The 24,202-nt window shown below is 71.3% G+C and carries 26 protein-coding genes and 3 tRNA genes; 7 read left to right on the plus strand and 22 right to left on the minus strand.

What is annotated here, in order from left to right; translation table 11 throughout:
- Positions 1-112: 112 nt before the first annotated feature.
- On the plus strand, positions 113-1,138 hold the full coding sequence (locus A6A29_RS03620) for an adenosine deaminase (RefSeq protein ID WP_073718414.1): 1,026 nt from the start codon (positions 113-115) through the stop codon (positions 1,136-1,138).
- Here A6A29_RS03620 and A6A29_RS03625 read toward each other — a convergent pair.
- Complete coding sequence (locus A6A29_RS03625; RefSeq protein ID WP_073718415.1) at positions 1,131-1,727, minus strand: TetR/AcrR family transcriptional regulator; 597 nt, start codon at positions 1,725-1,727, stop codon at positions 1,131-1,133. The two genes, A6A29_RS03620 and A6A29_RS03625, sit on opposite strands and share 8 nt — an antisense overlap.
- An 87-nt stretch (positions 1,728-1,814) precedes the next feature.
- Here A6A29_RS03625 and A6A29_RS03630 point away from each other — a divergent pair, with 87 nt between their 5' ends.
- Positions 1,815-2,450, plus strand: a complete 636-nt coding sequence (locus tag A6A29_RS03630; RefSeq protein WP_073718416.1) for an NAD(P)-dependent oxidoreductase — start codon at positions 1,815-1,817, stop codon at positions 2,448-2,450.
- 45 nt (positions 2,451-2,495) lie between these two features.
- Here the strand turns inward: A6A29_RS03630 and A6A29_RS03635 are convergent, their stop codons facing one another.
- The 8 genes from A6A29_RS03635 to A6A29_RS03670 all read right to left on the minus strand — a co-directional run bounded on the left by A6A29_RS03635 (position 2,496) and on the right by A6A29_RS03670 (position 7,473).
- A complete protein-coding gene (locus tag A6A29_RS03635) occupies positions 2,496-3,551 on the minus strand; it encodes a UDP-N-acetylmuramate dehydrogenase (RefSeq protein WP_073718417.1) in 1,056 nt (351 codons plus the stop codon).
- Between the two features lie 194 nt (positions 3,552-3,745).
- Entirely contained in the window at positions 3,746-5,176 is a 1,431-nt protein-coding gene (locus A6A29_RS03640) for an MFS transporter (protein ID WP_073718418.1), read from the minus strand.
- Positions 5,177-5,251: 75 nt separating this feature from the next.
- Complete coding sequence (locus A6A29_RS03645; RefSeq protein WP_073718419.1) at positions 5,252-5,800, minus strand: TetR/AcrR family transcriptional regulator; 549 nt, start codon at positions 5,798-5,800, stop codon at positions 5,252-5,254.
- A 245-nt stretch (positions 5,801-6,045) separates the two neighbouring features.
- Positions 6,046-6,474: a MaoC family dehydratase gene (locus A6A29_RS03650; protein WP_073718420.1), complete on the minus strand. Its 429-nt coding sequence runs from the start codon at positions 6,472-6,474 to the stop codon at positions 6,046-6,048.
- The gene (locus A6A29_RS03655; protein ID WP_073718421.1) at positions 6,474-6,926 is read right to left on the minus strand and encodes a MaoC family dehydratase N-terminal domain-containing protein; all 453 of its coding nucleotides are present in this window, start codon (positions 6,924-6,926) and stop codon (positions 6,474-6,476) included. Before A6A29_RS03655 ends, A6A29_RS03650 begins: the two co-directional genes overlap by 1 nt.
- Positions 6,927-7,028: 102 nt before the next feature.
- On the minus strand, positions 7,029-7,193 hold the full coding sequence (gene rpmG, locus A6A29_RS03660; protein WP_003956487.1) for a 50S ribosomal protein L33: 165 nt from the start codon (positions 7,191-7,193) through the stop codon (positions 7,029-7,031).
- An 86-nt stretch (positions 7,194-7,279) separates the two neighbouring features.
- Positions 7,280-7,355 (minus strand) — tRNA-Met (locus A6A29_RS03665).
- Between the two features lie 45 nt (positions 7,356-7,400).
- Positions 7,401-7,473, minus strand: a tRNA-Thr gene (locus A6A29_RS03670).
- Positions 7,474-7,762: 289 nt separating this feature from the next.
- Here A6A29_RS03670 and A6A29_RS03675 point away from each other — a divergent pair.
- Both A6A29_RS03675 and A6A29_RS03680 read left to right on the plus strand, forming a co-directional pair.
- Positions 7,763-9,061: an amidohydrolase family protein gene (locus A6A29_RS03675; RefSeq protein ID WP_073718422.1), complete on the plus strand. Its 1,299-nt coding sequence runs from the start codon at positions 7,763-7,765 to the stop codon at positions 9,059-9,061.
- A 34-nt stretch (positions 9,062-9,095) separates the two neighbouring features.
- Entirely contained in the window at positions 9,096-9,752 is a 657-nt protein-coding gene (locus A6A29_RS03680; RefSeq protein WP_073718423.1) for an SDR family oxidoreductase, read from the plus strand.
- A 98-nt stretch (positions 9,753-9,850) separates the two neighbouring features.
- Here A6A29_RS03680 and A6A29_RS03685 read toward each other — a convergent pair.
- Positions 9,851-9,932: transfer RNA gene (locus tag A6A29_RS03685), tRNA-Tyr, on the minus strand.
- 328 nt (positions 9,933-10,260) lie between these two features.
- Here A6A29_RS03685 and A6A29_RS03690 point away from each other — a divergent pair.
- From A6A29_RS03690 to A6A29_RS03700, 3 genes are all read left to right on the plus strand, one after another.
- On the plus strand, positions 10,261-10,749 hold the full coding sequence (locus A6A29_RS03690) for a YajQ family cyclic di-GMP-binding protein (protein ID WP_073718424.1): 489 nt from the start codon (positions 10,261-10,263) through the stop codon (positions 10,747-10,749).
- 242 nt (positions 10,750-10,991) lie between these two features.
- Complete coding sequence (locus A6A29_RS03695) at positions 10,992-11,597, plus strand: methylated-DNA--[protein]-cysteine S-methyltransferase (RefSeq protein WP_079182554.1); 606 nt, start codon at positions 10,992-10,994, stop codon at positions 11,595-11,597.
- A gap of 231 nt (positions 11,598-11,828) precedes the next feature.
- Positions 11,829-12,551, plus strand: coding sequence for an alpha-ketoglutarate-dependent dioxygenase AlkB family protein (locus tag A6A29_RS03700; RefSeq protein ID WP_338012858.1), 723 nt, complete (start codon positions 11,829-11,831; stop codon positions 12,549-12,551).
- Here A6A29_RS03700 and A6A29_RS03705 read toward each other — a convergent pair.
- The 12 genes from A6A29_RS03705 to A6A29_RS03760 all read right to left on the minus strand — a co-directional run bounded on the left by A6A29_RS03705 (position 12,534) and on the right by A6A29_RS03760 (position 24,174).
- A complete protein-coding gene (locus A6A29_RS03705) occupies positions 12,534-12,806 on the minus strand; it encodes a GlsB/YeaQ/YmgE family stress response membrane protein (RefSeq protein ID WP_073718425.1) in 273 nt (90 codons plus the stop codon). The genes A6A29_RS03700 and A6A29_RS03705 overlap by 18 nt on opposite strands.
- 85 nt (positions 12,807-12,891) lie before the next feature.
- Complete coding sequence (locus tag A6A29_RS03710) at positions 12,892-13,284, minus strand: YccF domain-containing protein (RefSeq protein ID WP_073718426.1); 393 nt, start codon at positions 13,282-13,284, stop codon at positions 12,892-12,894.
- Positions 13,281-14,144 (minus strand): zinc metalloprotease HtpX, encoded by an 864-nt coding sequence (gene htpX, locus A6A29_RS03715; RefSeq protein ID WP_073718427.1) that lies wholly within the window; start codon positions 14,142-14,144, stop codon positions 13,281-13,283. Before htpX ends, A6A29_RS03710 begins: the two co-directional genes overlap by 4 nt.
- 307 nt (positions 14,145-14,451) lie before the next feature.
- On the minus strand, positions 14,452-14,913 hold the full coding sequence (locus A6A29_RS03720; protein ID WP_073718428.1) for an MscL family protein: 462 nt from the start codon (positions 14,911-14,913) through the stop codon (positions 14,452-14,454).
- A 126-nt stretch (positions 14,914-15,039) separates the two neighbouring features.
- The gene (locus A6A29_RS03725) at positions 15,040-16,722 is read right to left on the minus strand and encodes an NADH-quinone oxidoreductase subunit N (RefSeq protein WP_079182555.1); all 1,683 of its coding nucleotides are present in this window, start codon (positions 16,720-16,722) and stop codon (positions 15,040-15,042) included.
- Complete coding sequence (locus tag A6A29_RS03730) at positions 16,719-18,284, minus strand: complex I subunit 4 family protein (protein WP_073718976.1); 1,566 nt, start codon at positions 18,282-18,284, stop codon at positions 16,719-16,721. The genes A6A29_RS03725 and A6A29_RS03730 overlap by 4 nt, the downstream gene beginning before the upstream one ends.
- A gap of 27 nt (positions 18,285-18,311) precedes the next feature.
- Positions 18,312-20,312: an NADH-quinone oxidoreductase subunit 5 family protein gene (locus A6A29_RS03735; RefSeq protein WP_073718429.1), complete on the minus strand. Its 2,001-nt coding sequence runs from the start codon at positions 20,310-20,312 to the stop codon at positions 18,312-18,314.
- Positions 20,309-20,734, minus strand: a complete 426-nt coding sequence (gene nuoK / locus A6A29_RS03740) for an NADH-quinone oxidoreductase subunit NuoK (protein ID WP_073718430.1) — start codon at positions 20,732-20,734, stop codon at positions 20,309-20,311. The genes A6A29_RS03735 and nuoK overlap by 4 nt, the downstream gene beginning before the upstream one ends.
- Positions 20,734-21,435, minus strand: coding sequence for an NADH-quinone oxidoreductase subunit J family protein (locus A6A29_RS03745; RefSeq protein ID WP_073718431.1), 702 nt, complete (start codon positions 21,433-21,435; stop codon positions 20,734-20,736). The genes nuoK and A6A29_RS03745 overlap by 1 nt, the downstream gene beginning before the upstream one ends.
- Positions 21,432-22,055: a NuoI/complex I 23 kDa subunit family protein gene (locus A6A29_RS03750; RefSeq protein ID WP_073718432.1), complete on the minus strand. Its 624-nt coding sequence runs from the start codon at positions 22,053-22,055 to the stop codon at positions 21,432-21,434. The genes A6A29_RS03745 and A6A29_RS03750 overlap by 4 nt, the downstream gene beginning before the upstream one ends.
- The gene (locus tag A6A29_RS03755) at positions 22,055-23,023 is read right to left on the minus strand and encodes a complex I subunit 1/NuoH family protein (RefSeq protein ID WP_073718433.1); all 969 of its coding nucleotides are present in this window, start codon (positions 23,021-23,023) and stop codon (positions 22,055-22,057) included. The genes A6A29_RS03750 and A6A29_RS03755 overlap by 1 nt, the downstream gene beginning before the upstream one ends.
- Positions 23,020-24,174, minus strand: coding sequence for an NADH-quinone oxidoreductase subunit C (locus A6A29_RS03760; RefSeq protein ID WP_073718978.1), 1,155 nt, complete (start codon positions 24,172-24,174; stop codon positions 23,020-23,022). The genes A6A29_RS03755 and A6A29_RS03760 overlap by 4 nt, the downstream gene beginning before the upstream one ends.
- Positions 24,175-24,202: the final 28 nt, after the last annotated feature.

Here is a 24,202-nt window from a genome sequence, read left to right on the forward strand (position 1 = left end):
TCACCTCGGAAAGTGCCCCCCGGCCGCGGCCGGGGGGCACTTTTTGTTCGATCGGCGCCCCAAGAGGGAAAGCGGCTTCCGCTCCGGCCCGCTCGTGCGGCAGGATCTACCGATGGAGCGTGATGTACGTCTGTTGCCCAAGGCCCACCTGCACCTGCACTTCACCGGGTCGATGCGGCCCACCACCCTGCTCGAACTAGCCGATAAATACGGCGTACACCTGCCCGAGGCGCTGACCGGTGGCGAACCGCCCAGGCTGCGGGCGACCGACGAGCGGGGCTGGTTCCGCTTCCAGCGGCTTTACGACATCGCCCGGTCCTGCCTCAGGTCCCCGGAGGACATCCAGCGGCTCGTGCGCGAGAGCGCCCAGGAGGACGTCGCGGACGGCTCCCAGTGGCTGGAGATCCAGGTCGACCCCACCTCGTACGCCCCGCTGCTCGGCGGCCTGATCCCGGCGATCGAGATCATCCTGGACGCCGCGGACAGCGCCTCCCGGGAGACCGGGCTCGGGATCCGGGTGGTGATCGCGGCGAACCGGATGAAGCACCCACTGGACGCCCGGACCCTGGCACGGCTCGCCGTGCGGTACGCGGACCGGGGCGTCGTCGGCTTCGGGCTCTCCAACGACGAGCGCCGCGGGATGGCCCGCGACTTCGACCGCGCCTTCGCCATCGCCCGCGAGGGCGGACTCCTCGCGGCCCCGCACGGCGGCGAGCTCGCCGGGCCGGCCAGTGTGCGCGACTGCCTCGACGACCTCGGCGCGACCCGGATCGGACACGGCGTACGCGCGGCGGAGGACCCCCGGCTGCTGCGGAAGCTGGCGGAGCGCGGGGTGACCTGCGAGGTCTGCCCGTCCTCCAATGTGGCGCTCGGGGTCTACGAGAAGCCCGCGGACGTACCGCTGCGCACCCTGTTCGACGCGGGGGTGCCATTGGCGCTGGGGGCGGACGACCCGCTGCTGTTCGGTTCCCGGCTGGCCGCGCAGTACGACCTCGTACGCCGCCATCACGACTTCACCGACGAGGAGCTGGCCGAACTGGCCCGGCAGTCCGTGCGGGGGTCGGCGGCACCGGCCGACGTGGCGGAGAAGATGCTGAGCGGGATCGACGCGTGGCTGCGACCGCCCTCGGCTAGCTGATTCCGCCGAGCAGGGTGCGGGCGATCGAGGCGGCGAACGCGTCGAGCGGCTGCGGGGGCGTGCGGCCGGGAGCCATCTCGTAGGCGAAGGCCCGCTGGGCGCAGGCTCCCAGCAGCAGCGAGGCCGCGGCGTAGGTGTCGGCGTCCGCGCGGACGCGGCCCGCCCGCTGTTCGGCCCGGAGGTAGGCGTCGAGTCCCTGGATGGGTTTGTGCGGCCCGGTGCCCAGCTCGCGCATGGCCTCCTCGTGACGGCGCTTGAGCTGGGGCTCGGCGTACAGCGAGGCGGCCATCGGGAAGCTCTGCTCGTAGAACAGCGCGGCCTGGCGGGCGATCTCGGTGAGGTTCCGCTCGATGTCGCCCTCCCCCGGCTCGGCGGCCAGGGCGCTCAGGACGGCGCCGAGCTTGGGCAGCCGCTCGTCGAGCACCGTCACGAACAGCTCCTCCTTGCCGGCGAAGTACTTGTACAGCGCCGCTTCCGAGCAGCCCGCCGCCCGGGCGATCTCCTTGGTGGTGACCCTGGCGAGGCCGATGCCGAGCATCAGTTCGTACGCGGCGTCGACTATCCGGACACGGGCCGGTTTCTGCTCCATGCGTGCTCCAACCAACCTTGACGTGCGGGTGAGTATCCACTCACTCTAGAGGTGAGTGAATACTCACCCACCCGAGGAAGGCTCACCATGAGGCTCACAGTGTTCGGCTCGACGGGCGGCATCGGCCAGGAGATCGTGCGCCAGGGGATCGAGGCGGGCCACGAGGTGACGATCGTGGCCCGTGACCCGGCGAAGCTCCCGGAGGGGCTGGCCGGGGCGGCGTTCCACGAGGTGGTGCGGTTCGACGACACGGCCGCGGTGCGCGGGGCGGTGGCCGGCCGGGACGCGGTGCTCTCCGGGCTGGGGGCGGGCGGCCGGAAGGCCGAGGGGATCACGGAGCGGCTGACCGGGCAGGTGCTGGCGGCGATGGAGGCCGAGGGGGTGCGGCGGCTGCTGGTCGTGAGCGCGGCGCCGGTCGGGCCCGCACCGGCGGACGACCCGCTGCTGGACCGGCTGATGCACAAGGTGGTCGGGGCGGTCCTGCGGGATGTGTACGCCGATCTGACGCTGATGGAGGCGGCGTTGGCCCGCTCGGCGACGGACTGGACGTCCGTACGGCCGCCGAAGCTGACGAACGGGCCGCGCACGGGGACGTACCGGAAGGTCGTCGGCGGCACCCCGCGCAGCGGCCGGGTCATCGCGCGGGCCGACGTGGCGCACGCGATGCTGGCGCTCATCGACGATCCGGCGACCCTGAAGCAGGGCGTGGGCATCGCCTACTGAGCCGCGGCCCGCTCCGGCTCCCGGGCCCGCCGCCCCGCCCGTCCTCTACAGGCTCACGCCGACGGTCACGGGTTCGTTGACCAGCGTGACGCCGAATGCCTCGTGGACCCCGGCGACGACCTCGCGGGCCAGGGCCAGCAGGTCCTCGGTGGTCGCGCCGCCGCGGTTGGTGAGGGCGAGGGTGTGCTTGGTGGAGATACGGGCCGGACCGGTGCCGTATCCCTTGGTGAAGCCCGCCTTGTCGATCAGCCAGGCAGCCGAGGTCTTGGTACGGCCGTCCCCGGTGGGGAACGCCGGGGGCGTCGTACCGTCGCCGAGCCGCTGCCGGGCCCGGTCCAGGAACGCCTCGTACTGCGCCGGTTCGAGGATGGGGTTGGTGAAGAAGGAGCCGGCCGACCAGGTGTCGTGGTCCTCCGGGTCCAGCACCATGCCCTTGCCCGCGCGCAGGCGCAGCACCGTTTCGCGGGCCGCGGCGGCGGGGACGCGCTCGCCCTGCTCGACGCCCATGGCCCGAGCCGTTTCGGGGTACCGGAGGGGCGCGGACTGGCCTGCCGCCTCTTCCAGCTCGAAGCGGACACGAAGCACCACAAAGCGATCAGGTTCCGCCTTGAAACGGCTGTGTCGGTACGAGAACACGCACTCGGCATTGGGGATCGTGACCGTTTCTCGTGCGTACCGGTCATAGGCGACGACCTCCGTGATCGTGGAGGACACCTCCTGACCGTAGGCACCGACGTTCTGGATCGGCGTCGCGCCCGCGGACCCCGGGATCCCGGCCAGGCACTCGATGCCCGCGAGTCCGGCCTCGACCGTGCGGGCGACGGCGTCGGTCCACACCTCTCCGGCCGCCAGCTCCAGCGTCGTACCGGAGAGGGCGAAGCCCTGGGTCGCGATGCGCAGGGCGGTGCCGTCGAAGCCCTTGTCGCCGATGACCAGGTTGGATCCGCCGCCGATGACCAGGAGCGGCGTGCCGCTCCCGTCGGCCTCGCGCACGGCGGCGATCACCTCGGCGTCGGTCGTGGCCGTGAGAAGGCGGGCCGCGGGGCCGCCGAGCCGGAAGGTGGTCAGGGGGGCGAGGGGGGCATCGTGGAGTTCCTGCACGGGGACAAGGGTACGGTCCGTGGCCCCGCCTCTTCGGCGGGGCCACGGACCGCATGGGCCGCACGCCCCTCGCGGACCGGCCGGACCACCGGGCCCCGCACGGGACACCCACCGGCCGGACCACCGGGCCCGCACGGGCCGACGCACGACGCCTCTCTGCCCGGACGGCGGCGCGCGCCCGCTCCGCAGGAGGCTCAGGCCGCGACGGCGGCCCGTTCCTCGGCCGGCCGGGGCTCCGGCACCTGCGCAGCGCGCCGGGCAGGGATGAGGAGGGCGACGAGCGCGGCGAGGGCCACCACTCCGGCGCCGATCCAGACGGCCGGACCGGTTCCGTCCGCGAGGGCGCGGGCCGATCCGTATCCGCCCTGCGCCGAGAAGACCGAGGCCAGCACGGCGACTCCGAGCGCTCCGCCGACCTCCCGCAGCGCGTTGTTGGCACCGGAGGCGATGCCCTGCTCTCCCTCACGGACGCTGGAGAGCACCAGGCTGGCGGCGGGCGCGAAGTACATCGCCATGCCGATGCCGCCGATGATCAGGGCGGGCAGCTGGGAGACGTAGCTCATGTCCGGCGAGATCATCAGCGCGAAGAGCGCGAGGCCGGTGGCCTGGAGCACCAGGCCGGTCACCACCACGGGGCGGCCGCCGTACCGGTCGGAGAGGTAGCCGGCGATCGGCGCGACCAGCATCGGCATCCCGGTCCAGGGCAGCATCCGCAGACCGGCCTCGGTGGGCGAGTAGCCGAGCCCGTTCTGCAGGAACTGACTGAGCAGGAAGATCGACCCGAACATCCCGAGGAACATCAGCAGGCTCGCGATGTTGATCCCGAAGAAGGCGCGGCTGCGGAAGAGCCGCATCGGAAGCATCGGGTTCTTCGCGTGGAAGCCGTGGTACACGAACGCGCCGAGCAGGGCCGTGCCCACGATCAGCCCGGTCAGCACGGTGGGGCTGGTCCAGCCGTGGCTCGTGGTGCTGACCAGGGCGTAGACGATGCCGAAGAGGCCCGCGCTGATCAGGACCGTGCCGGGTATGTCGAGCGGGGCCTTGGGGGCGTACGACTCGGCGAGGCGCCACCGGGCCAGCGGCAGCAGCGCCAGGCCGATCGGGACGTTCAGCCAGAAGATCCAGTGCCAGGAGATGTGCTCGGTGAGCGTGCCGCCGATCAGCGGCCCGCTCGCGACGGCCATGCCGGTGACCGCGCCGAAGATGCCCAGCGCCATGCCCCGCCGGGCGGCCGGTACGGCGGCGCTCAGCAGGGTGAGGGTCAGCGGCATCATGATCGCCGCGCCGATGCCCTGGACCGCGCGGAAGGCGATGAGCTCGTCGATGCCGGGCGACAGGGCGGCGGCGGCCGAGGCGGCGGTGAAGACGGACAGCCCGGCCATGAAGAGCCGCCGCCTGCCGAACCGGTCACCGAGCGCGGCACCGGTCATCAGCAGCACGGCGAAGGTGAGGGTGTACGCGTTCACCGTCCATTCCAGCTCCTTCAGCTCACCGCCGAGGCTCTCGCGGATGGACGGCAGCGCGGTGGTGACGACGAGGTTGTCGAGCGCCGCCATGAACCCGGCGACGCTGGTGATGACGAGGGCCCAGACGGCTCCCCCGCGACTGGCGGTGTGCTGGTTCACTGCTCCCCCAGAGGGTTAGTTATTGATTACTAACTTTCACGGACAGAAAACCGGGCCGAACCCGGGTCGCGCTGTTCACCCCGTGGGCCTGGCGGAGTCGTAGAACCCCGACCAGGTGCGATGGTCGGCCGGGAAGCCGAGCGAGGCCAGCGTGTTGACGAGCATCCCGTATGCCAGGAACGTCGTCGTCTCGCCCAGATCCCCCCCGAGGACGATGTGGAGGTCGTCCCACATCCGCCCCCAGCCGGCCCGCACCGTCTCGCCGAACTCGTGGTCCCCGCTCGCCTCCGCCGCCGCGATGGCCGCGTAGATCTGCATCTGCATCAGCAGCTTGTCGGCGTCGTCGACGATGAGCCGCTGGTACGCCGCGGCCATGGCATGCAGCGCCTCCTCACCCTCCAGCCCTTCGGCGGCCGTCATGAACACCTGATGGGTGTCTTCGAGGCAGCGCTCGGCGGCGGCGAGGAAGATGGCCCGCTTGTTCGGATAGAGCCGGAAGAGATACGGCTGCGAGACACCGACCCGCTTCGCGATCGCCTCGGTCGACGTGCCGTTGTAGCCACCGCGCGCGAACTCGGTGATCGCCGCACGAACGACGCTCTCGCGCCGCTCCTCCGCACTCATTCTTGCCATGCGGGTAAGTTATTGCTCAATCACTAACTTGGCAAGCCCGACGCGGCGCCGCTCAGCGTCCCGGCCGGTGCGGGCGGCATGGGTAAGGGGCGCCCCTCCATAGAGGGACGCCCCTTACCCATGACACTTTCGCAGAGCCGTCTCGCGCACGGTCGCCTCGTACAGCTGCCCCACCCGGAGCCGTCCCGCACAGAGCCACCTCGCCCACAGCACCGAAGGGCCGAGGCCCTGCGGTGTCAGGCGAGCTTGACCACGGCCCGGGACATTCCCAGCACCTTCTTGCCGTCACACATGGCGACCAGGTCCACCCGGACCCGGTTGTCGTCCAGCTTCGCGGCGACCTTGCCGCTGACCTCGACCAGTGCGCCCTTGTCGTCGTTCGGCACGACGACCGGCTTGGTGAACCGCACCCCGTACTCGACGACCGCCGCCGGGTCCCCGACCCAGTCCGTGACCACCCGGATCGCCTCGGCCATCGTGAACATGCCGTGCGCGATCACATCCGGCAGCCCGACCTCGCGGGCGAACTTCTCGTTCCAGTGGATCGGATTGAAGTCGCCCGAGGCTCCCGCGTACTGCACCAGCGTCGCCCGCGTCACCGGGAACGACTGCGCCGGCAGCTCCGTCCCCACCTCGACCGACCCGTAACTGATCTTCGCGGTCATCACGCCTCCTCGGCGGCGCGCGCCACCAGCTTCATCAACGCCGTCACGACGAGCGCACCGGACTCGTCGTGCACGTCGCCCCGGATGTCCAGGATGTCGTTGCCCGCCAGGGACTTGATGCCCTCGATCGTCGATGTGACCGTGAGCCGGTCCCCCGCCCGTACGGGACGCGCGTACGTGAACTTCTGGTCACCGTGCACCACACGGCTGTAGTCCAGTCCCAGCTGCGGATCCTGCACGACCGCCGCGGCGGCCTTGAACGTGATCGAGAAGACAAAGGTGGGAGGCGCGATCACATCGGAATGCCCGAGCGCCTCCGCGGCCACCGGATCGACGTACACCGGATTGGTGTCGCCCACCGCTTCGGCGAACTCGCGGATCTTCTCCCGGCCGACCTCGTACGCCGGGGTGGGCGGATAGGTCCGCCCCACGAAGGACTGGTCGAGCGCCATGAGCTCGCTACCTCCTGATGAAAGACGAATAAGGGCAGGGACAGCCCCATACAACGACACGAGGCCGCCCCCAGAGGGGACGGCCTCGTGTACGAGCCTGATTCAGCGGGTTTCGCGGTGCGCGGTGTGCGAGTTGCAGCGCGGGCAGTGCTTCTTCATCTCAAGACGGTCCGGGTTGTTACGCCGGTTCTTCTTGGTGATGTAGTTCCGCTCCTTGCACTCCACGCAGGCCAGCGTGATCTTCGGGCGGACGTCGGTGGCAGCCACGTGAGTGCTCCTTGGACGGACGGATGGACGGATGAACGCATAAAAGAGTAGCCGATCGAAGGACCGACCCAACAATCGGCTACCGTTGGTAGCGGTGACCGGACTTGAACCGGTGACACAGCGATTATGAGCCGCTTGCTCTACCGACTGAGCTACACCGCTTTGATGATGAGTCCCCCCGCCGAAGCGGGGTTTCCCGATCACCAGAGCCCCAATGCGGAATCGAACCGCAGACCTTCTCCTTACCATGGAGACGCTCTACCGACTGAGCTATTGGGGCGAGCGATGAAGACATTACACGGTCCTCCGCCGATCGCCCAAATCCGTTTCGACGGCCCACGTCCGGCACCTGATCGACACCCTGCCCGACCCCCGTACAGAGCCTTGATCGGGCCTTGATCAGGGCTCATCACGACCTGGCCGGGGCTTCCGGAGCGGCCGGGAACGGAGACGTGACGCCCCCGCGAGGCACACCGGTACGACTATTGCGCTCTTCCTCGAAGTGGGCCCTGCACCCCCCTAGGCTCGACCCACTCCATGTGATCTTGCACCCCCTTCCCAGGAGCGCGATGCCCGACAGCCAGCCGCGGCGGCCCGACGACAACGCGCCCGAAAGCGCCGACGCGGCCGCCCCCGACGCCCTCACCGCCGAGACCCCCGCGCTCGTGCTCTCCGGCGCCCGGCTCACCGACGGCCGCACCGTGGACGTACGGCTCAGCGGCGGCCGCATCGAAGCCGTCGGCACCGCGGGCAGCCTCACCACCCGCGGCCCACGCGTCGACCTGCGCGGGTACCTCCTGCTCCCGGCGCCCGCCGAGCCCCACGCCCACAGCGACACCGCGCTCACCGCCGACAGCGTGGGACCCGACGGCCCCGGCCCCGCCTCCCACCGCACCGAGGACATCCAGCGCCGCGCCACCGAAGCCGCACTGCTCCAGCTCGGCCACGGCACCACCGCGCTGCGCTCCCACGTCCGCATCGGCGACGTCCAGGGCCTCGCGCCGCTCGAAGCCGTCCTCCAGACCCGACGGGCACTGCGCGGGCTCGCCGACCTCACCGCCGTGGCCGTCCCCCGTCTCCTCACCGGCATCGCGGGCGCCGACGGCCTCGCCATGCTCCGCGACGCCGTGAAAATGGGCGCGGGGGTCGTCGGCGGCTGCCCCGACCTCGACCCCGACCCCACCGGCTACACCGAAGCCGTCCTGGAGATCGCCGCCGAGCACGGCTGCCCCGTCGACCTGCACACCGACGGTGACGACCCGGCCCGCCTCGCCCGTCTCGCCGCCATGGCCGGCGGACTCCGCCCCGGCGTCTCCGTCGGACCGTGCGCCGGCCTCGCCCAGCTCCCGCTCGAAGCCGCCACCCGGGCCGCCGACCAGCTCGCCGCCGCCGGGGTCACGGTCATCTGCCTCCCCCAGGGCGGCTGCTCCGGCGCGGAACGCCGCGGAACCGCCCCCGTACGCCTCCTGCGCGCCGCCGGCGTACGTGTGGCGGCGGGCAGCGGCGCGCTGCGCGACGCGGCCAACCCGGTCGGCCGCGGCGACCCCCTCGAAGCCGCCTACCTCCTGGCCTCGCAGAACGGCCTGCGCACCGAACAGGCCTACGACACCGTCTCGGCCACCGCCAGAGCGGCCATGGGTCTTCCCGAGGTCCGGGTCGAGGCCGGTTTCCCGGCCGAGCTCCTCGCCGTGCGCGGGGAGCGTCTCGCCGCGGTCCTCTCGCTCGCCTACAGCAGGATCGTGGTGCACCGGGGCCGCGTGGTCGCCCGCACCAGCGCCGTACGCGAGTTCTGCGACTCCGAGGCGACCGTCGCCCTCGGCCTTCCCCGCCAGGGCCGCCCCGATTCCGCGCCCGGCGGCAGGCCGTGAGCGCGCCGCCGCGCTCCGGCGTACGGTCGTGAGTATGCGCATTGTCATCGCAGGTGGACATGGTCAGATCGCGCTGCGGCTGGAGCGTCTGCTCGCCGCACGCGGCGATGAAGCCGTCGGCATCATCCGCAATCCCGAACAGAGCGCCGATCTCGGAGCGGTGGGCGCCGAACCGGTCGTACTGGACCTCGAATCAGCCTCCGTGGAGCAGGCCGCGGAGGTCCTGCGCGGCGCCGACGCGGCGGTCTTCGCAGCCGGTGCGGGCCCGAACAGCGGCCTGGAGCGCAAGGACTCCGTGGACCGCGGCGCGGCGGTGCTGTTCGCGGACGGGGCCGAACTCGCGGGAGTACGGCGCTACATCGTCGTCTCCTCGATGGGCGCCGACCCCGAGCACCCGGGCAACGAGGTCTTCGACGCCTACCTGAGGGCCAAGGGTGCCGCCGACGCGGACGTACGTTCCAGGACGGCACTCGACTGGACGATCCTGCGCCCGGGAATGCTGATGAACGACGCGGGCACCGGCCAGGTCCTGCTGGCCGCGTCGACCGGGCGCGGACCGGTACCGCGGGACGATGTGGCGGCGGCCCTGCTGGAGCTGCTGGACACCCCGGCCACGGCGGGCCTGACGCTGGAGCTGATCTCGGGAAACGTGCCGGTGACGGTCGCGGTGAAGGACGTCGCGGGCAACTGACCCTCCCGCCCCCTCGGCCGCGCCGGGAGCCTTCGGACAGGACGGGCGGAAACGACTGAGCCCCCGACCAGATGTACTGGTCGGGGGCTCTGTTCGCGTGGCGGCGCCAGGGTTCGAACCTGGGTAGGCTGAGCCGGCAGATTTACAGTCTGCTCCCTTTGGCCACTCGGGCACACCGCCTCGAACGACGCGTCGGAACCCCACTGGGGTGCTCCTTGGCGACGACGTAAACGATACCCGATGCCCAGGGGTGCTCCGCCACCTGATTGATCGGCACCCGGGGCGGGCCGCGGTGGCCGGGGGCCGTCCGTCGTCCCTGGTGGATCGGCGCGCGGCGTCGGACCCGGCGCACCGCCGGGCGGGGGCATCCGCGTACGGGATGTATCCGGGCGTTCCGGCGACGCCGCGAGGTGCCGTGGCCGGCGTCGCGCGCCCACCGGGGATGACGGGGCAGCCCTTAGGCTTCGGGCTGTATCCACAACGCATTCGACGCAAGGAGCCACACGTCATGGCCGACTCCAGTTTCGACATCGTCTCGAAGGTCGAGCGGCAGGAGGTCGACAACGCCCTCAACCAGGCCGCCAAGGAGATCTCCCAGCGTTACGACTTCAAGGGCACGGGTGCCTCGATCGCGTGGTCCGGCGAGAAGATCCTGATGGAGGCGAGCGGCGAGGAGCGGGTCAAGGCCATCCTCGACATCTTCCAGTCCAAGCTGATCAAGCGCGGCATCTCGCTGAAGTCGCTGGACGCGGGCGAGCCGCAGCTTTCCGGCAAGGAGTACAAGATCTTCGCCACGATCGAGGAAGGCATCTCCCAGGAGAACGCCAAGAAGGTGGCGAAGATCATTCGCGATGAGGGCCCGAAGGGCGTCAAGGCACTGGTCCAGGGCGACGAGCTGCGGGTCAGCTCGAAGAGCCGGGACGACCTGCAGGCCGTGCAGGCGCTGCTCAAGGGCCAGGACTTCGATTTCGCGGTGCAGTTCGCCAACTACCGGTAGGCGGGCGGAGCGGTCCCGTCGCCGCGGTTCACGGCGACGTGGGGGCGGGGCGGGCGTGCCGGCCGGCGCGGGCCGCCCCGCAGGCGTTTCCCGGGGGCGGACGGGGCCCGCTGAAGCCTGGGACGCGATGTCCGATTTCCGCCAGTGCCCGCAGGGTGGCAGACGCAGACTTGGCGGTACGGGAAGCGCGCACGGGCTTCGGTCCGCGGGCGCGGTTCGCCCGGCAAGGAGGATGACGAGTCATGACGACGGTGTACGCGAAGGTCGGCAGCCCGCTGGGTGAGCTGCTTCTGGTCGGCGAAACGCCGGCGGGGACGGCGAGGACGGGAGGGGCGGAGGCCGGGACGCCGGCGGATTCGTCGGGTACGTCCGGTGCCTCGGACACCTCGGGTGTGGACATGGCGCCGTCGGGTGGTGTCGCGCTGGTGTCGCTGTCCCTGCCCGGCCAGAAGGGCGGCGCCGTCGTCCAGGACGGCTGGCGGCAGGCTCCCGAGCTGTTCGCCGGGATCGCCGCGCAGTTGGAGGCGTACTTCGCGGGGCGGCTGACCCGCTTCGACATCCCGTACGCGGACGGGGTGGGTACGGAGTTCCAGCGGCGGGTCTGGCAGGCGCTGGACACCATCCCGTACGGGGAGACGGTCTCGTACGGCCAGATCGCCGCGCGCGTGGGGTCCTCCGGCGCGGGGGTGCGGGCCGTGGGGACGGCGATCGGGCGCAATCCCCTGCTGGTCGTACGCCCGTGCCATCGCGTGATCGGGGCGGACGGGGCACTGCGCGGCTATGCGGGCGGGCTGGAGCGCAAGGAGCGGCTGCTGGGGCTTGAGGGTGCCTCGGTGCCACGACGCTGAGCCGGCGGGGCTCTGAGACCCTTGCTGTGGGCGCTGAGTGCCCTGCGTGGCGGAGAGAGCCGTGTGGCGTGGCGGGAGCCCTGTGCCGGTCCCGGTCCTGGGGACGGTGCGCGTGCGTGGTGCGTGGTGCGTGGTGGACGGGGCGCGGTGGACGGGGCGCGGTGCGCGGTGCTGCGGACGGGGCGAGGGCGGTACGAGGTTCTGAAGGTGGTGGTCCGAGTGGTTCCGCGGGTGGATCCGCCGTCGTCGTCCGACGGCCTCTTCCCCCGGTCGCGGCGGGTCGTCGCACCGGGCGCCGTCCATGTGCCGGAGTGGCTGTCGGTGGACCGCCGACGGGAGTTGGTGGCCGCCTGCCGTCAGTGGGCGCGGGGTCCTGTTCCGTTGCGGCACACGGTGTTGCCGGGGGGTGGGGTGATGTCGGTACGCACGGTGTGCCTGGGGTGGCACTGGCAGCCGTACCGCTACGGGCGTACCGCCGACGATGTGAACGGGGCGCGCGTGGCCCCGTTCCCCGCATGGCTGGCCGATCTGGGGCGTGCGGCGGTGGCGGAGGCGTACGGGGACGGGGACGCCGCCGCCTCGTTCGCGCCGGACACCGCGCTGATCAACTTCTATGACGATGCGGCGAAAATGGGCATGCACCAGGACAAGGAGGAGCGCTCCGGTGCTCCGGTGGTGTCGCTGAGCGTGGGCGACACCTGTGTGTTCCGGTTCGGGAACACACAGGATCGCGGACGGCCGTACACCGATGTGGAGTTGGCCTCCGGGGATCTGTTCGTCTTCGGCGGACCATCACGTTTCGCGTTCCACGGGGTGCCGAAGGTGTACCCGGGGACGGCCGGCCCGGCGGCGGGACTGCGGGCCGGCCGGCTCAATGTGACGCTGCGCGAGACGGGGCTCCATGAGCGGCCGGGCGCCGGGGGCGGCCCGCCGCGGTCAACGCCGTTCGCGTGAGTTGCCGAAGAGCAGCCGGTAGGCGATGAGCAGGACGAGGGAGCCCGCGACGGCGGCCACCCATGTCGCGGTGTCATAGAAGTCGTTGCTGATGGGGCGGTCGAGGAACCGGCTGGACAGCCAGCCCCCGACGAAGGCACCCACGATGCCGATGAGGGTCGTGCCGATGATGCCGCCCGGGTCCCGGCCCGGCAGCAGGATTTTGGCTATGGCGCCCGCGAGCAGCCCGAGAATGATCCAACCGATAATGCTCATGCTGCCGCACCTACCCCTTGCCTGGTCTTGAAATCCAAGACGTCAGGGGCGTGCGAAGGGTTGCCTGTGGTCCCGTCCGGGTGTTCTACCGGGTGGCGAAGGGCTGGTCGGTGCGGACGATCTCCTTGCCGAAGGGCATGAGCGAGACCGGGATCAGCTTGAAGTTCGCGATGCCGAGCGGGATACCGATGATGGTGACGCACAGGGCGATGCCGGTGAAGATGTGGCCGAGTGCGAGCCACCATCCGGCGAGGACCAGCCAGAGGACGTTGCCGACGCAGGAGGGCGCGCCGGCGTCCCGGCGGTCCACGACCGTGTACCCGAAGGGCCACAGGGCGTAGACGCCGATGCGGAAGGCCGCGAGGCCGAAGGGGATGCCGATGATCGTGATGCACAGCAGCAGCCCTGCGGCGATGTAGCCGAGGAACATCCAGAAGCCGCACAGGACGAGCCATATGACATTCAGGATTGTCTTCACGGGCGATGACCTGCCATCTGCTCGAGTCGGGCGATGCGCTCCGCCATCGGCGGGTGCGTCGAGAACATCTTGGCCATTCCCCGGCCGGGGCGGAACGGGTTCGCGATCATCATGTGGCTCGCGGTCTCGATCCTCGGTTCGGCGGGCAGCGGAAGCTGCTTCGTACCGGCGTCGAGCTTGCGCAGGGCGCCGGCCAGTGCGAGGGGGTCGCCGGTGAGCTGGGCACCGGAGGCGTCGGCCTCGTACTCGCGGGAGCGGCTGACGGCCAGTTGGATGACCGATGCGGCGAGCGGGCCCAGGATCATGATCAGGATCATGCCCAGGATGCCGGGGCCCTCGTCGTCGTTGGACCGGCCGATGGGGATCAGCCAGGCGAAGTTGACGAGGAACATGATGACGGAGGCCAGGGCTCCGGCGACGGACGAGATCAGGATGTCGCGGTTGTAGACATGGCTGAGCTCGTGCCCCAGGACTCCTCGCAGCTCTCGTTCGTCGAGGATCTGGAGGATGCCGTCGGTGCAGCAGACCGCCGCGTTGCGCGGGTTGCGGCCGGTCGCGAAGGCGTTGGGCGCCTGGGTCGGGGAGATGTAGAGCCGGGGCATGGGCTGCCGGGCCGCGGTGGAGAGTTCCCGGACGATGCGGTAGAGCTGCGGCGCTTCGAATTCGCTGACGGGCCGGGCCCGCATGGCCCTGAGGGCCAGCTTGTCGCTGTTCCAGTACGCGTAGGCGTTGGTGCCGACCGCTACGACGAGCGCGACGATCAGGCCCGTACGGCCGAAGAAGCTGCCGATGACGATGATGAGTGCGGACAGGCCCCCGAGGAGTACGGCGGTTCTCAGCCCGTTGTGCCGGCGGTGCACGGTACGCCCTCCAAGTGGTGCAGCAGGGGAACCCTTGCTTGGTGGTGCTCCACTCTCCAGTGGAGCCTCCCGTACTGGTCAACGCCAGGCGAGGAGAGCTAGTTCCCTTGTGCGCGCGGCCGGAGGGCGGGGCCCGTCCGGATGTTCCGGCCGGTTCGGGCTCCGTACCCGTACGGGCCGCCGCTGGGCCGTACGGGTGTCGCGGTGGGGCGGGCCGGCGGTGAGCCGGGGCGGCGCCGAAGCGGGTTCGGTACCGAGGAGGTCGGTGCCGGTGGGCCGGCGCCGAGCGTGATCGGTGCCGAGCGGGTCAGCGCTGGGCGGGGAGTCCGGCGAGCACGAGGGCCTCGGGGTCGGGCTGGACCTCGCTGGTGCAGTGTCCGCAGCGGGAGGCGATGGAGGGGATCTCGGTGAAGCAGCGGGGGCAGTCGCGCACGGCGGCCTTGATGTCGGCCTTCTCGTCGGCCTTGGCCGTGAAGCGGTTCTGGACCTTGGCCATGGGGACGACGACGCAGAAGTAGAGGACCGCGGCGGTGATGAGGAAGGCGATGGCGGCGGCGAGGAACTTTCCGTACGGGAAGATGGCGCCCTCCACCGCGAACTCCGCCGCGCTGAAGTCACCGACCGAGCCGGTGGCGAGGCCGATCAGAGGGGTGATGAACGCGGTACTGAAGCCGGTGACGACCGCGGTGAAGGCTGCTCCCACGGCGAGCCCGATCGCCATCGAGATGACGTTTCCGCGCAGGATGAAGTCTTTGAACCCGTTCAGCACTGCTTTCCCTCTTCCGTGCCCGCTACGTGACGTCCTTTACGTGACGTATGCAGGCATGAACCCTGCCCTGTGGGGGCCGCCGTGGGCAAACCGATCTTGGGCGACAGGGGTGACGTTCCCGGCCGGTCAGAAGAGGCTGACCGCGGCGAACCTGAGGACGAACTGCGGGGCGCCGGAGAGGGCCACGCCCGCGAGGGTGGTGAGGACGATCGCTGTGACCAGGGGTGCAGGGGCGCGAAGCCGGTGCGGAGCGGGCGCCGGGGCGCTGCCGCTGTCCGTTTCGGTGCTGTCGGCGGCGGGCGCGGCGGTGTCGGACGCGCCGCCCGCTTCCGGAGTGCGGAAGAGGGCCGCTGTCCACTGAAGGTAGTAGTAGAGGGCGATCACCACGTTGACGGCCATGACGACGGCGAGCCAGCCGAGTCCCGCGTCGACGGCGGCGGAGAAGACGGTCACCTTCGCGAAGAGGCCGATGATGCCGGGCGGCAGACCGGCCAGGCAGAGCAGGAAGAAGCCCATCGCGAGGGCGGCGAGCGGGCGGGTGGCGTACAGGCCGCGGTAGTCGGTGAGCCGGTTGCCGGGGCTCGTACGGGCCACGAGGGCTGCGACGGCGAACGCGCCGAGGTTCACGACGGCGTACATGAGGGCGTACGCGACGGTGGAGCCGATCTGTTCGTCGCTGGAGTACGCGGCGGCGGCGATCGGGACCAGGAGATAGCCGGCCTGGGCGACGGACGACCAGGCGAGCAGGCGGACGGCGCTGCGGGCGCGGGTGGCGTTCTGGCGCAGTGCGGCGACGTTGCCGATGGTCATGGTGAGCGCGGCGAGGACGGCGAGGGCCGGTCCCCAGACGTCGGCGTAGGCGGGGAACGCGATCACGGTGACGAGGATGAGGCCGGAGAACCCGACGGCCTTGCCGACGACGGAGAGGTAGGCGGCGATCGGCAGGGGGGCGCCGACGTAGGTGTCGGGCACCCAGAAGTGGAAGGGCGCGGCGGCCGTCTTGAAGGCGAAGCCGACGAGCGTGAGGGCGACGCCCGCCTTGGCGAGGGTGTCCAGCTGACCGGGCACGTCGTCGAGGCGGGTGGCGATCTCGGTGAGGTGCATGGTGCCGGTGGCCGCGTAGACGAAGCTGACGCCGAGAAGCATCACGGCGGTCGCGACGACCGAGGAGAGGAAGAACTTCAGTGCGGCCTCGGAGGAGCGCCGGTCGCCGCGTTTGATGCCGACCAGGGCGAAGGCGGGCAGGGAGGCGACTTCGAGGGCGACGACGAGCGTGGTGAGGTCGCGGGCGGCGGGCAGGAGGGCCGCGCCCGCCGCGGAGGACAGCAGCAGGAACCAGAACTCGCCCGCGGGCAGCTTGCGGGTGTCGTCGAGGGAGAGCAGGGCGGTGAGCAGGGCGCCGCCGAGCACAAGGGCCTGGATGACGAGGGCGAAGTGGTCGGCGGTGTAGCTGCATGCCTGGGCGCCGTCGGTGACGCAGAAGGTGGAGCGGTCCCCGGCGCGCAGCGGGATGAGCAGGGCGAGTGCGGCGACGAGCCCGGCGATGGTGCCGTACCCGAGGAGCGACTTGCGGTGTTCGGGGACGAACAGGTCGGCGACGAGGACGATCAGGGCGACCGCGGCCACGACGGCGGGGGGTGCGATGGCGAGCCAGTCGATGGACTGGACGAGGCTGGGGGTGCTGTCGGCCGCGGTGGCGAGCAGGCCCGGGGCGCCGCTTCCGGCTCCCGCGCCCGCCCCTGTTCCGGCTGCTGTGCCCGCGGCGAGGTGCGTGGTCCCGGCTGCTGTGGTCACGAGGTCCGCGGTCACGACTTGCCTCCTGCGAGGAGCTTCTGCACGGCCGGGTCGGTGAGGCCGAGAAGGACGGCGGGCCAGAGTCCGGCGAGGACGGTGAGGGCGGCGAGCGGGGTCCAGGCGGCGTATTCGTACGTCTGGATGTCGGCGAGCTGCCGCGTGCTTCCGGGCTGCTGGGCCGGGGGGTGCTCCCCCATGCAGACGCGGCGTACGACGATGAGCATGTACGCGGCGGTGAGCAGGGTGCCGAACGCGCCGATGGCCATGAAGGTGCGGAACGCGGGGCGGCTGAGGCCGTCGGCGGGATCGAAGGCGCCGAACAGAGTGAGCATTTCGCCCCAGAATCCGGCGAGTCCCGGCAGGCCCAGCGAGGCGACGGCGGCGAAGGCGAGGAGGGCCCCGAGGCGGGGGGCCCGGCCGTAGAGAGCGGCTCCGGTCGCACCGGCGAGGGTGTCGAGGTCGGCGGTGCCGTAACGGTCCTTGACCGCGCCGACCAGGAAGAAGAGCAGTCCGGTGATGAGGCCGTGGGCGATGTTGGCGAAGAGCGCGCCGTTGACACCGGTGGGGGTCATGGTCGCGATGCCGAGGAGGACGAACCCCATGTGGCCGACCGAGGAGTACGCGATCAGGCGCTTGAGGTCGCCCTTGGCCCCGGGGCGGGCCAGCGCGAGGCAGGCGAGGGACCCGTAGACGATGCCGACGACCGCGAAGGCGGCGAGGTAGGGCGCGAAGGTGTGCATCCCGTCGGGGGTGATGGGGAGCAGGATGCGGACGAACCCGTACGTTCCCATCTTCAGCATGACGCCCGCGAGGAGGACGGAGCCGACGGTCGGGGCGGCCGTGTGGGCGTCGGGGAGCCAGCTGTGCAGCGGCCACATCGGGGTCTTCACGGCGAGGCCGATGCCGATCGCCAGCACGGCGATGACCTGCACGGACGAGGTGAGGCCACGGCCGTTGTCAGTGGCGAGTGCCACCATGTCGAAAGTGCCGCTCTTCAGTCCGATGAGGAGCAGGCCCAGCAGCATGACGACCGAGCCGAGCAGTGTGTAGAGGATGAACTTCCAGGCGGCGGCCTGCTTCCGGTCGCCGCCCCAGCGGGCGATGAGGAAGTACATCGGGATGAGGACCATCTCGAAGGCGAGGAAGAACAGCAGCAGGTCGAGGACGGCGAAGGTGGCGAGGGTGCCGGACTCCAGCACGAGGATCAGGGCGACGAACGCCTTCGGGGACGGGCCCGGGGGCATCTTGAAGTAGCTGTACACCGCGCAGAGGAAGGTCAGGAGCGCGGTGAGTACGAGAAGGGGGAGCGAGATGCCGTCGATGCCGAGATGGATGCGGACGTCGAGCGCCGGGATCCAGCTGATGTCGGTGGTGGCCTGCATCTTCGACGGGTGGTCATGGTCGAAGCCGACGGCCAGGACGATCGCGGCGATGAGGATGACGCCGGTGACGGTCACTCCGTGGCGGAGCACGGCCTGGTCGGGGTTCCTGCCGCGCAGTCCGGGCGGGGCGGGGAGAAGGGCCGCGGCGGCCCCGAGGAGCGGGCCGACGACGATGAACGCGAGAAGGAACTGCATCACGGATTCGCTGATATCGATCACGGCTCACGACCCGGCGTTGACGTTGGCAAAAACGACGGCGGCGATCGCCAGGACAAGGGAACCGGCGAGCAGTGCGCTGAGGTAGGTCTGCACGTTGCCGGTCTGGGCGCGGCGGACCGCGGTGCCGAGCCAGCGTGCGCCGGTGCCGGAGCCGCGTACGTAGGTGTCGACGACCTCGCGGTCCAGGAAGCGGACGACGCGGGCGGCGCCCAGTACGGGGCGGACGAACAGGGCCGCGTACAGGGCGTCGAGGTGGAAGCCGGCGGCCGCGTGGCGGTGCAGCGGGCCGAGCAGCAGGCGGCCGGGGTCGGCGGGGTCGGGAGCGTCCCCGTGGTGGCCGTAGGCGGCGGTGTGCGCGGTCATCGCCTCGACTTCGACGAGGGCGGGTTCGGCGTCGGGGTGGGCGACGACGGCGCCCATCGGGGTACGGGCGGCGAGGGCCGTGGTGTGCCGCCAGGCGCCGTAGGTGACCAGTCCGCCGATGAGGCCGACGCCGGTGGAGAGCACGGCCGTGGCGAGGGAGGGGGTGAGGGCGTGGCCGTCGAACCAGTCGCCGATCGTGCCGACGGCGAGTCCGAAGGCGATGGTGGGGACGGCGAGGATCCACAGGACCGAGGTCATGGCGACGGGCTGCCTGCCGTGCTCCGGGGCCTCGGCACCGCGGCCCCGGAAGGCGAGGAGCCACAGGCGCACGGCGTACGCGGCGGTGAGGACGGCGGCGACGAGTCCGGCGACGAGGATCGTCCAGCCCGCGGCGGCCGGGGCGACGTCGCGGTCGCCGAAGGCGGTGTGTTCGGCGGCGACGAGTACGGCTTCCTTGGAGAAGAAGCCGGCGAACGGCGGGATCGCCGCGAGGGCGAGGAGCGCGACGGTCATCGTCCAGTAGGCGTCCGGGATGCGCTTGGGGAGGCCGCTCATGCGGGACATGACGGCCAGTGAGTTCGTCCCGGCGGCGTGGATGACGACGCCCGCGGCAAGGAAGAGGACCGCTTTGAACGCACCGTGCGACAGGAGGTGGAAGACGGCGGCACCGCGGTCCCCGACGGCGAGGGCACCGGACATGTAGCCGAGCTGGCCGATGGTCGAGTAGGCGAGGACGCGCTTGATGTCGTCCTGGGCGAGGGCGGCGAGGCCCGAGCCGATCATCGTGACGGCGGCCATCACGGCGAGGACGACGAGGGCCGCGCCGGAGGCGGCGAAGACGGGGAGGAGCCGGGCCACGAAGTAGATACCGGCGGCGACCATCGTCGCGGCGTGGATGAGCGCGGAGACGGGCGTGGGACCGGCCATCGCGTCGGGCAGCCAGGTGTGCAGGGGGAACTGTGCGGACTTGCCCGCGACGCCCGCGAGAAGCAGCAGGGCGATGAGGGTGGGGTGGTCGAGACCGCCGTTCGCCACGGCGCCGAGGATTCCGGTGATCCGGAAGGTGCCGGTGTCGGCGGCGAGGGCGAACAGGCCGATGAGGAAGGGGACGTCGCCGAGCTTGGTGACCAGGAACGCCTTGAGGGAAGCGGCGCGTGCTTCGGGTGTCTCCCAGTAGTGGCCGACGAGGAAGTACGAGCAGATGCCCATGATCTCCCAGCCGACCAGGAGCACCATCAGGTCGCCGGAGTAGACGACGAGGAGCATCGCGGCGGTGAAGAGGGAGACGAGGGCCGCGTACGAGGGGTAGCGGGGGTCGTCGCGCAGGTAGGCCGTCGAGTAGATCTGCACACAGGTCGCGACGAGGCCGACGAGGACGGCGACGAGGACGGCGAAGCCGTCGAGGTGCAGGGCGAGGTCGATGGGGACCGAGCCGGTGGGGGTCAGCTGGGTCGCGGCGTCGATGGCCCGGCCGCCGCCCTGGCGGGCGGCGACGATGACGGCGATGACGGCCGCGGTGAGGGTGGGGAGGAGCGCGAGGGGGCGTACGTAACCGGGGGCGGTGCGGCCGAGGAGGAGGCCGGCGACCGCGCCAAGGAAGGGAAGGAGGGGGACGAGGGCGGCAAGCGTCGTGGTGGTCACGCGGTGGCCTCTGCCTTCTTTGCCTTCCCTGCCGGAGCAGTGGCCTGGTCTGCGTCTTCGGTACCCGCGTCGGCGCTTGTGCCGGTGCCGTCGTCGGGGAGTGATTCGGCGGCGTCGGTCTCGGCGGTGTCGCGGAGGCGGTCGACGTCGGAGCTGCCGCGGTTGCGGTAGACGGCGAGGACGATCGCCAGGCCGATGCCGATCTCGGCCGCGGCGATGGCGATGGTGAAGAGGGTGAGGGCCTGGCCGGAGTGCAGGGCGTCGCGGAGCCAGACGTCGAAGGCGACGAGGTTGAGGTTGACGGCGTTGAGCATCAGCTCGACGGACATCAGGACGAGGATCGCGTTGCGGCGGGCGAGTACTCCGTACAGCCCGGTGCAGAAGAGGAGGACGGCGAGCACGGCGGGATAGGCGAGGTGCATCAGCTCTTGTCCTCTCGGCTCCTGGTCGACGGCCGGTTCTTCGCGGGCGGCCCGCTCTGCGCGGGCTTTCCGGCCTGCGCGGGCTTTCCGGCCTGCGGGGACTTTCCGGCCTGCGCGGACTTCCCGGCCTGCGCGGGCGGCTGGTTCTTGCGGGACAGGACGATCGCCCCGACCAGGGCCGCGAGCAGCAGGACCGACAGTGCTTCGAACGGCAGCACCCAGTGCCGGAAGAGGAACTCGCCCGTCGCTTCGGTGGAGCCCCGGGCCGGTCCGTCCAGGTCGATCCAGGTGGTGCGGAAGGCGTCCACGACGACCCAGACGAGGGCCGCCGCGGCGGCCGCGGCCACACCGAGCGCGATCCACCGGTTGCCGGAGTCGGCGTCGGGGGAACGGCCGATGGGCGCTCTGGTGAGCATCAGTCCGAAGAGGAGGAGGACGACGACGGAACCCACGTAGATCAGGACCTGGACCCAGGCGATGAACTCCGCGGTGAGCAGGAGGTATTCGACGGCGAGTCCGCCGAGCGCCACGACCAGCCAGAGGGCGGCATGCACCAGCTGCTTGGTCGTGACGGTGATGAGCGCCGCGCCGAAGGTGGCGAGGCCGACCAGGAGGAAGGCGATCTCGACACCGGTCGGGGAGAGGAAACCGGGGTGGCCCGCGGCGGTGGTGAGAGCGGTGGTCGTGGCGGCGAGGGTCACTGGTCCCCCTCCTGCGTCGGTGGCTGCTCAGCGTCGCGCGCTTCCTGGGCCGCCCGGGCTTCCTGCGCCTCCCGTGCTTCCTGGGCGCGTTGGGCGCTCTGCGCCTCCAGCTTCTCCGCGGTCTTGCGGGCCGCCGCGATCTCCTTCGGCTCCTCGGCCCCCGGGTCGAGCGCGGGCGGCTCCGGCACGGTCCACATCCACTCGCGGAGCTTGTCCCGCTCGTGGGTGAGTTCGTGGATGTCCGTCTCGGCGTACTCGAACTCCGGTGACCAGAACAGCGCGTCGAAAGGGCAGACCTCGATGCAAATACCGCAGTACATACAGAGCGAGAAGTCGATCGCGAAGCGGTCCAGGACGTTGCGGCTGCGTTCGCGGCCTCCCGGGGCCGCGGCGGGCACCGTCTCCTTGTGGGAGTCGATGTAGATGCACCAGTCGGGGCACTCACGGGCGCAGAGCATGCAGACCGTGCAGTTCTCCTCGAACAGGCCGATGACGCCGCGGCTGCGGGGCGGCAGGTCGGGCTGTACATCCGGGTACTGCGCGGTGACGGTCTTCTTCGTCATCGTGCGCAGAGTCACGGCGAGGCCCTTGGCCAGGCCGGAGCCAGGGATCGGAGGCACTAGTTGATCGCCACCTTCACGATGCCGGTGAGCGCGATCTGCGCGAGAGCGAGCGGAATGAGCGTGGTCCAGGCGAGCTTCTGCAGCTGATCCTCGCGCAGCCGGGGATAGCTGACGCGCAGCCAGATGACGACGAACGCGAGGATGCCGGTCTTGAGGAGGGTCCAGACCCAGCCGAGTCCGTCGGCCCCGAGCGGTCCGTGCCAGCCGCCGAGGAACAGGACGGTGGTCAGGGCGCCCAGGACGACGATGCCCGCGTACTCGGCCAGGAGGAACAGCGCGAAGCGCAGACCGGTGTACTCGGTGTACGCGCCGAAGATGATCTCGGAATCGGCGACGGGCATGTCGAACGGGGGGCGCTGGAGTTCGGCGAGTCCGGCCACGAAGAAGACCAGGGCTCCGACGATCTGCCAGGGCAGCCACCACCACTCGAAGGCGTTGAGGATGCCGGGGAGCGAGACGGTGCCCGCCGCCATGGCCACGGAGGCGGCGGCGAGGAGCATCGGCAGTTCGTACGCGAGCAGCTGGGCGGCGGTACGCAACCCGCCGAGCAGCGAGTACTTGTTGGCCGACGCCCATCCGGCCATCAGCGAGCCGAGCACGCCGATGCCCATCACGGCGAGTACGAAGAAGATGCCCGCGTCGACGACCTGGCCGACCGCGCCCTCACCGGGGCCGATCGGGATGGCGACGAGGACGAGGAGGTACGGGAGGAGCGCGACGGCGGGCGCGAGCTGGAAGACGCGGCGGTCGGCCGCCGCCGGGACCACGTCCTCCTTCTGCGCGAACTTCACCCCGTCCGCGACGAGCTGGGCCCAGCCGTGGAAGCCGCCCGCGTACATGGGGCCGAGGCGGCCCTGCATATGGGCCATCACCTTGTGCTCGGTCTGGCCCACGACGAGTGGGACGACCATGAACACGGCGAAGACGATGACGAGCCGGAGGGCGACGTCGAGTACGTCGTTCACGCGGTATCGCCTCCGGCAGGACGGTCGGGTCGGGTATCGGCGTCGGTGCCGGCGTCGGGGTCGGTGGCCCGCTCGGGGGTATCGGCCGACTCGGCCTCGGCGTCAGTGACCCGCTCGGGGGCGGCGGTGGAGTCCGTGGGCGCGGCAGGGTCGAACGCGGGGCGGGCATCGTGCCAGGGAGCGTCCGTGCTGCGGGGCGGTCGCGGTGAGCGCTGGGACTCGGGGGCGGGCTCGGGCGCCGGTGCGCTCGCCGTGCTGTCCGGGTCCGGTACCGGCTCCGGCTTCGGCGCCGACGCGGGTGCCGGTGCAGGTGCCGGTGCGGGCGGGCCCGGCTCCGGCTCCGGCGCGGGTGCCGGCGGCGTGGTCTCGCGCTGCTGGCTCGCCGAGCCCTCGGACACGCTGCGCGAACGCCTCGGCCGGGCGGCGGCCGGGGTCGGGGGCTCCGCGGGCGTGCCCGTCGGGTCGGCCGCACCGGGCGCGTCCGGCGTCGTGCGCTGACCCGCCGAGCCCTCGCTCACGCTGCGGGCGCGGCGCACCGGGCGGTCGCCGCCCGCGGCGCGGGCGCCTCGGGCCGGGCGGGCCGGGGCATCCGGGAGCGTGCCCTTCAGCGGACCCCATTCGTTCGGGTCGGGGACGCCGGGCGGCAGCATGGTGCGGCGCTTGGGGCCGCCGTGCTCCGACTCGCCCGGCTCCTTGGCGCCCGGCCACGCCTTGGCGACCCGGGCGGCCAGGACGAAGTCCTTGCGCAGCGGGTGGCCCTCGAAGCCTTCGGGCAGCAGGAGCGGAACGAGGTGCGGATGGCCCTCGAAGGCGACGCCGAACATCTCGTGGGTCTCGCGCTCGTGCCAGGCGGCACCCGCGTAGACGTCGATGGCGCTGGGCAGCGTGGCGGCCTCGTGCGGGACGGTCGTACGGACCAGGAGGCGCCGGACCGTACCGGCTCGCAGGGCGGCGACGTGGGCGCAGACGCGGAAGCCGATGCCCGGTTCGTCGACGGCGCTGAGCCAGTCGAAGTAGCCGCAGCCCAGCCGGTCGCGGGCCGTTTCGAGGGCGCCGATCCAGTTGGTGGCGGGGACGTCGACGGTCAGCAGGTCGTAGGCGCGCCCGGCCGTGGCGTCCGCGCCGAAGATCTCGGTGACGGCGTCCGGCAACCGGTCGTACGCGTCCTCGGCCGCGGTC

The organism is Streptomyces sp. TSRI0281 (assembly GCF_001905125.1).
GTDB lineage: Bacteria > Actinomycetota > Actinomycetes > Streptomycetales > Streptomycetaceae > Streptomyces.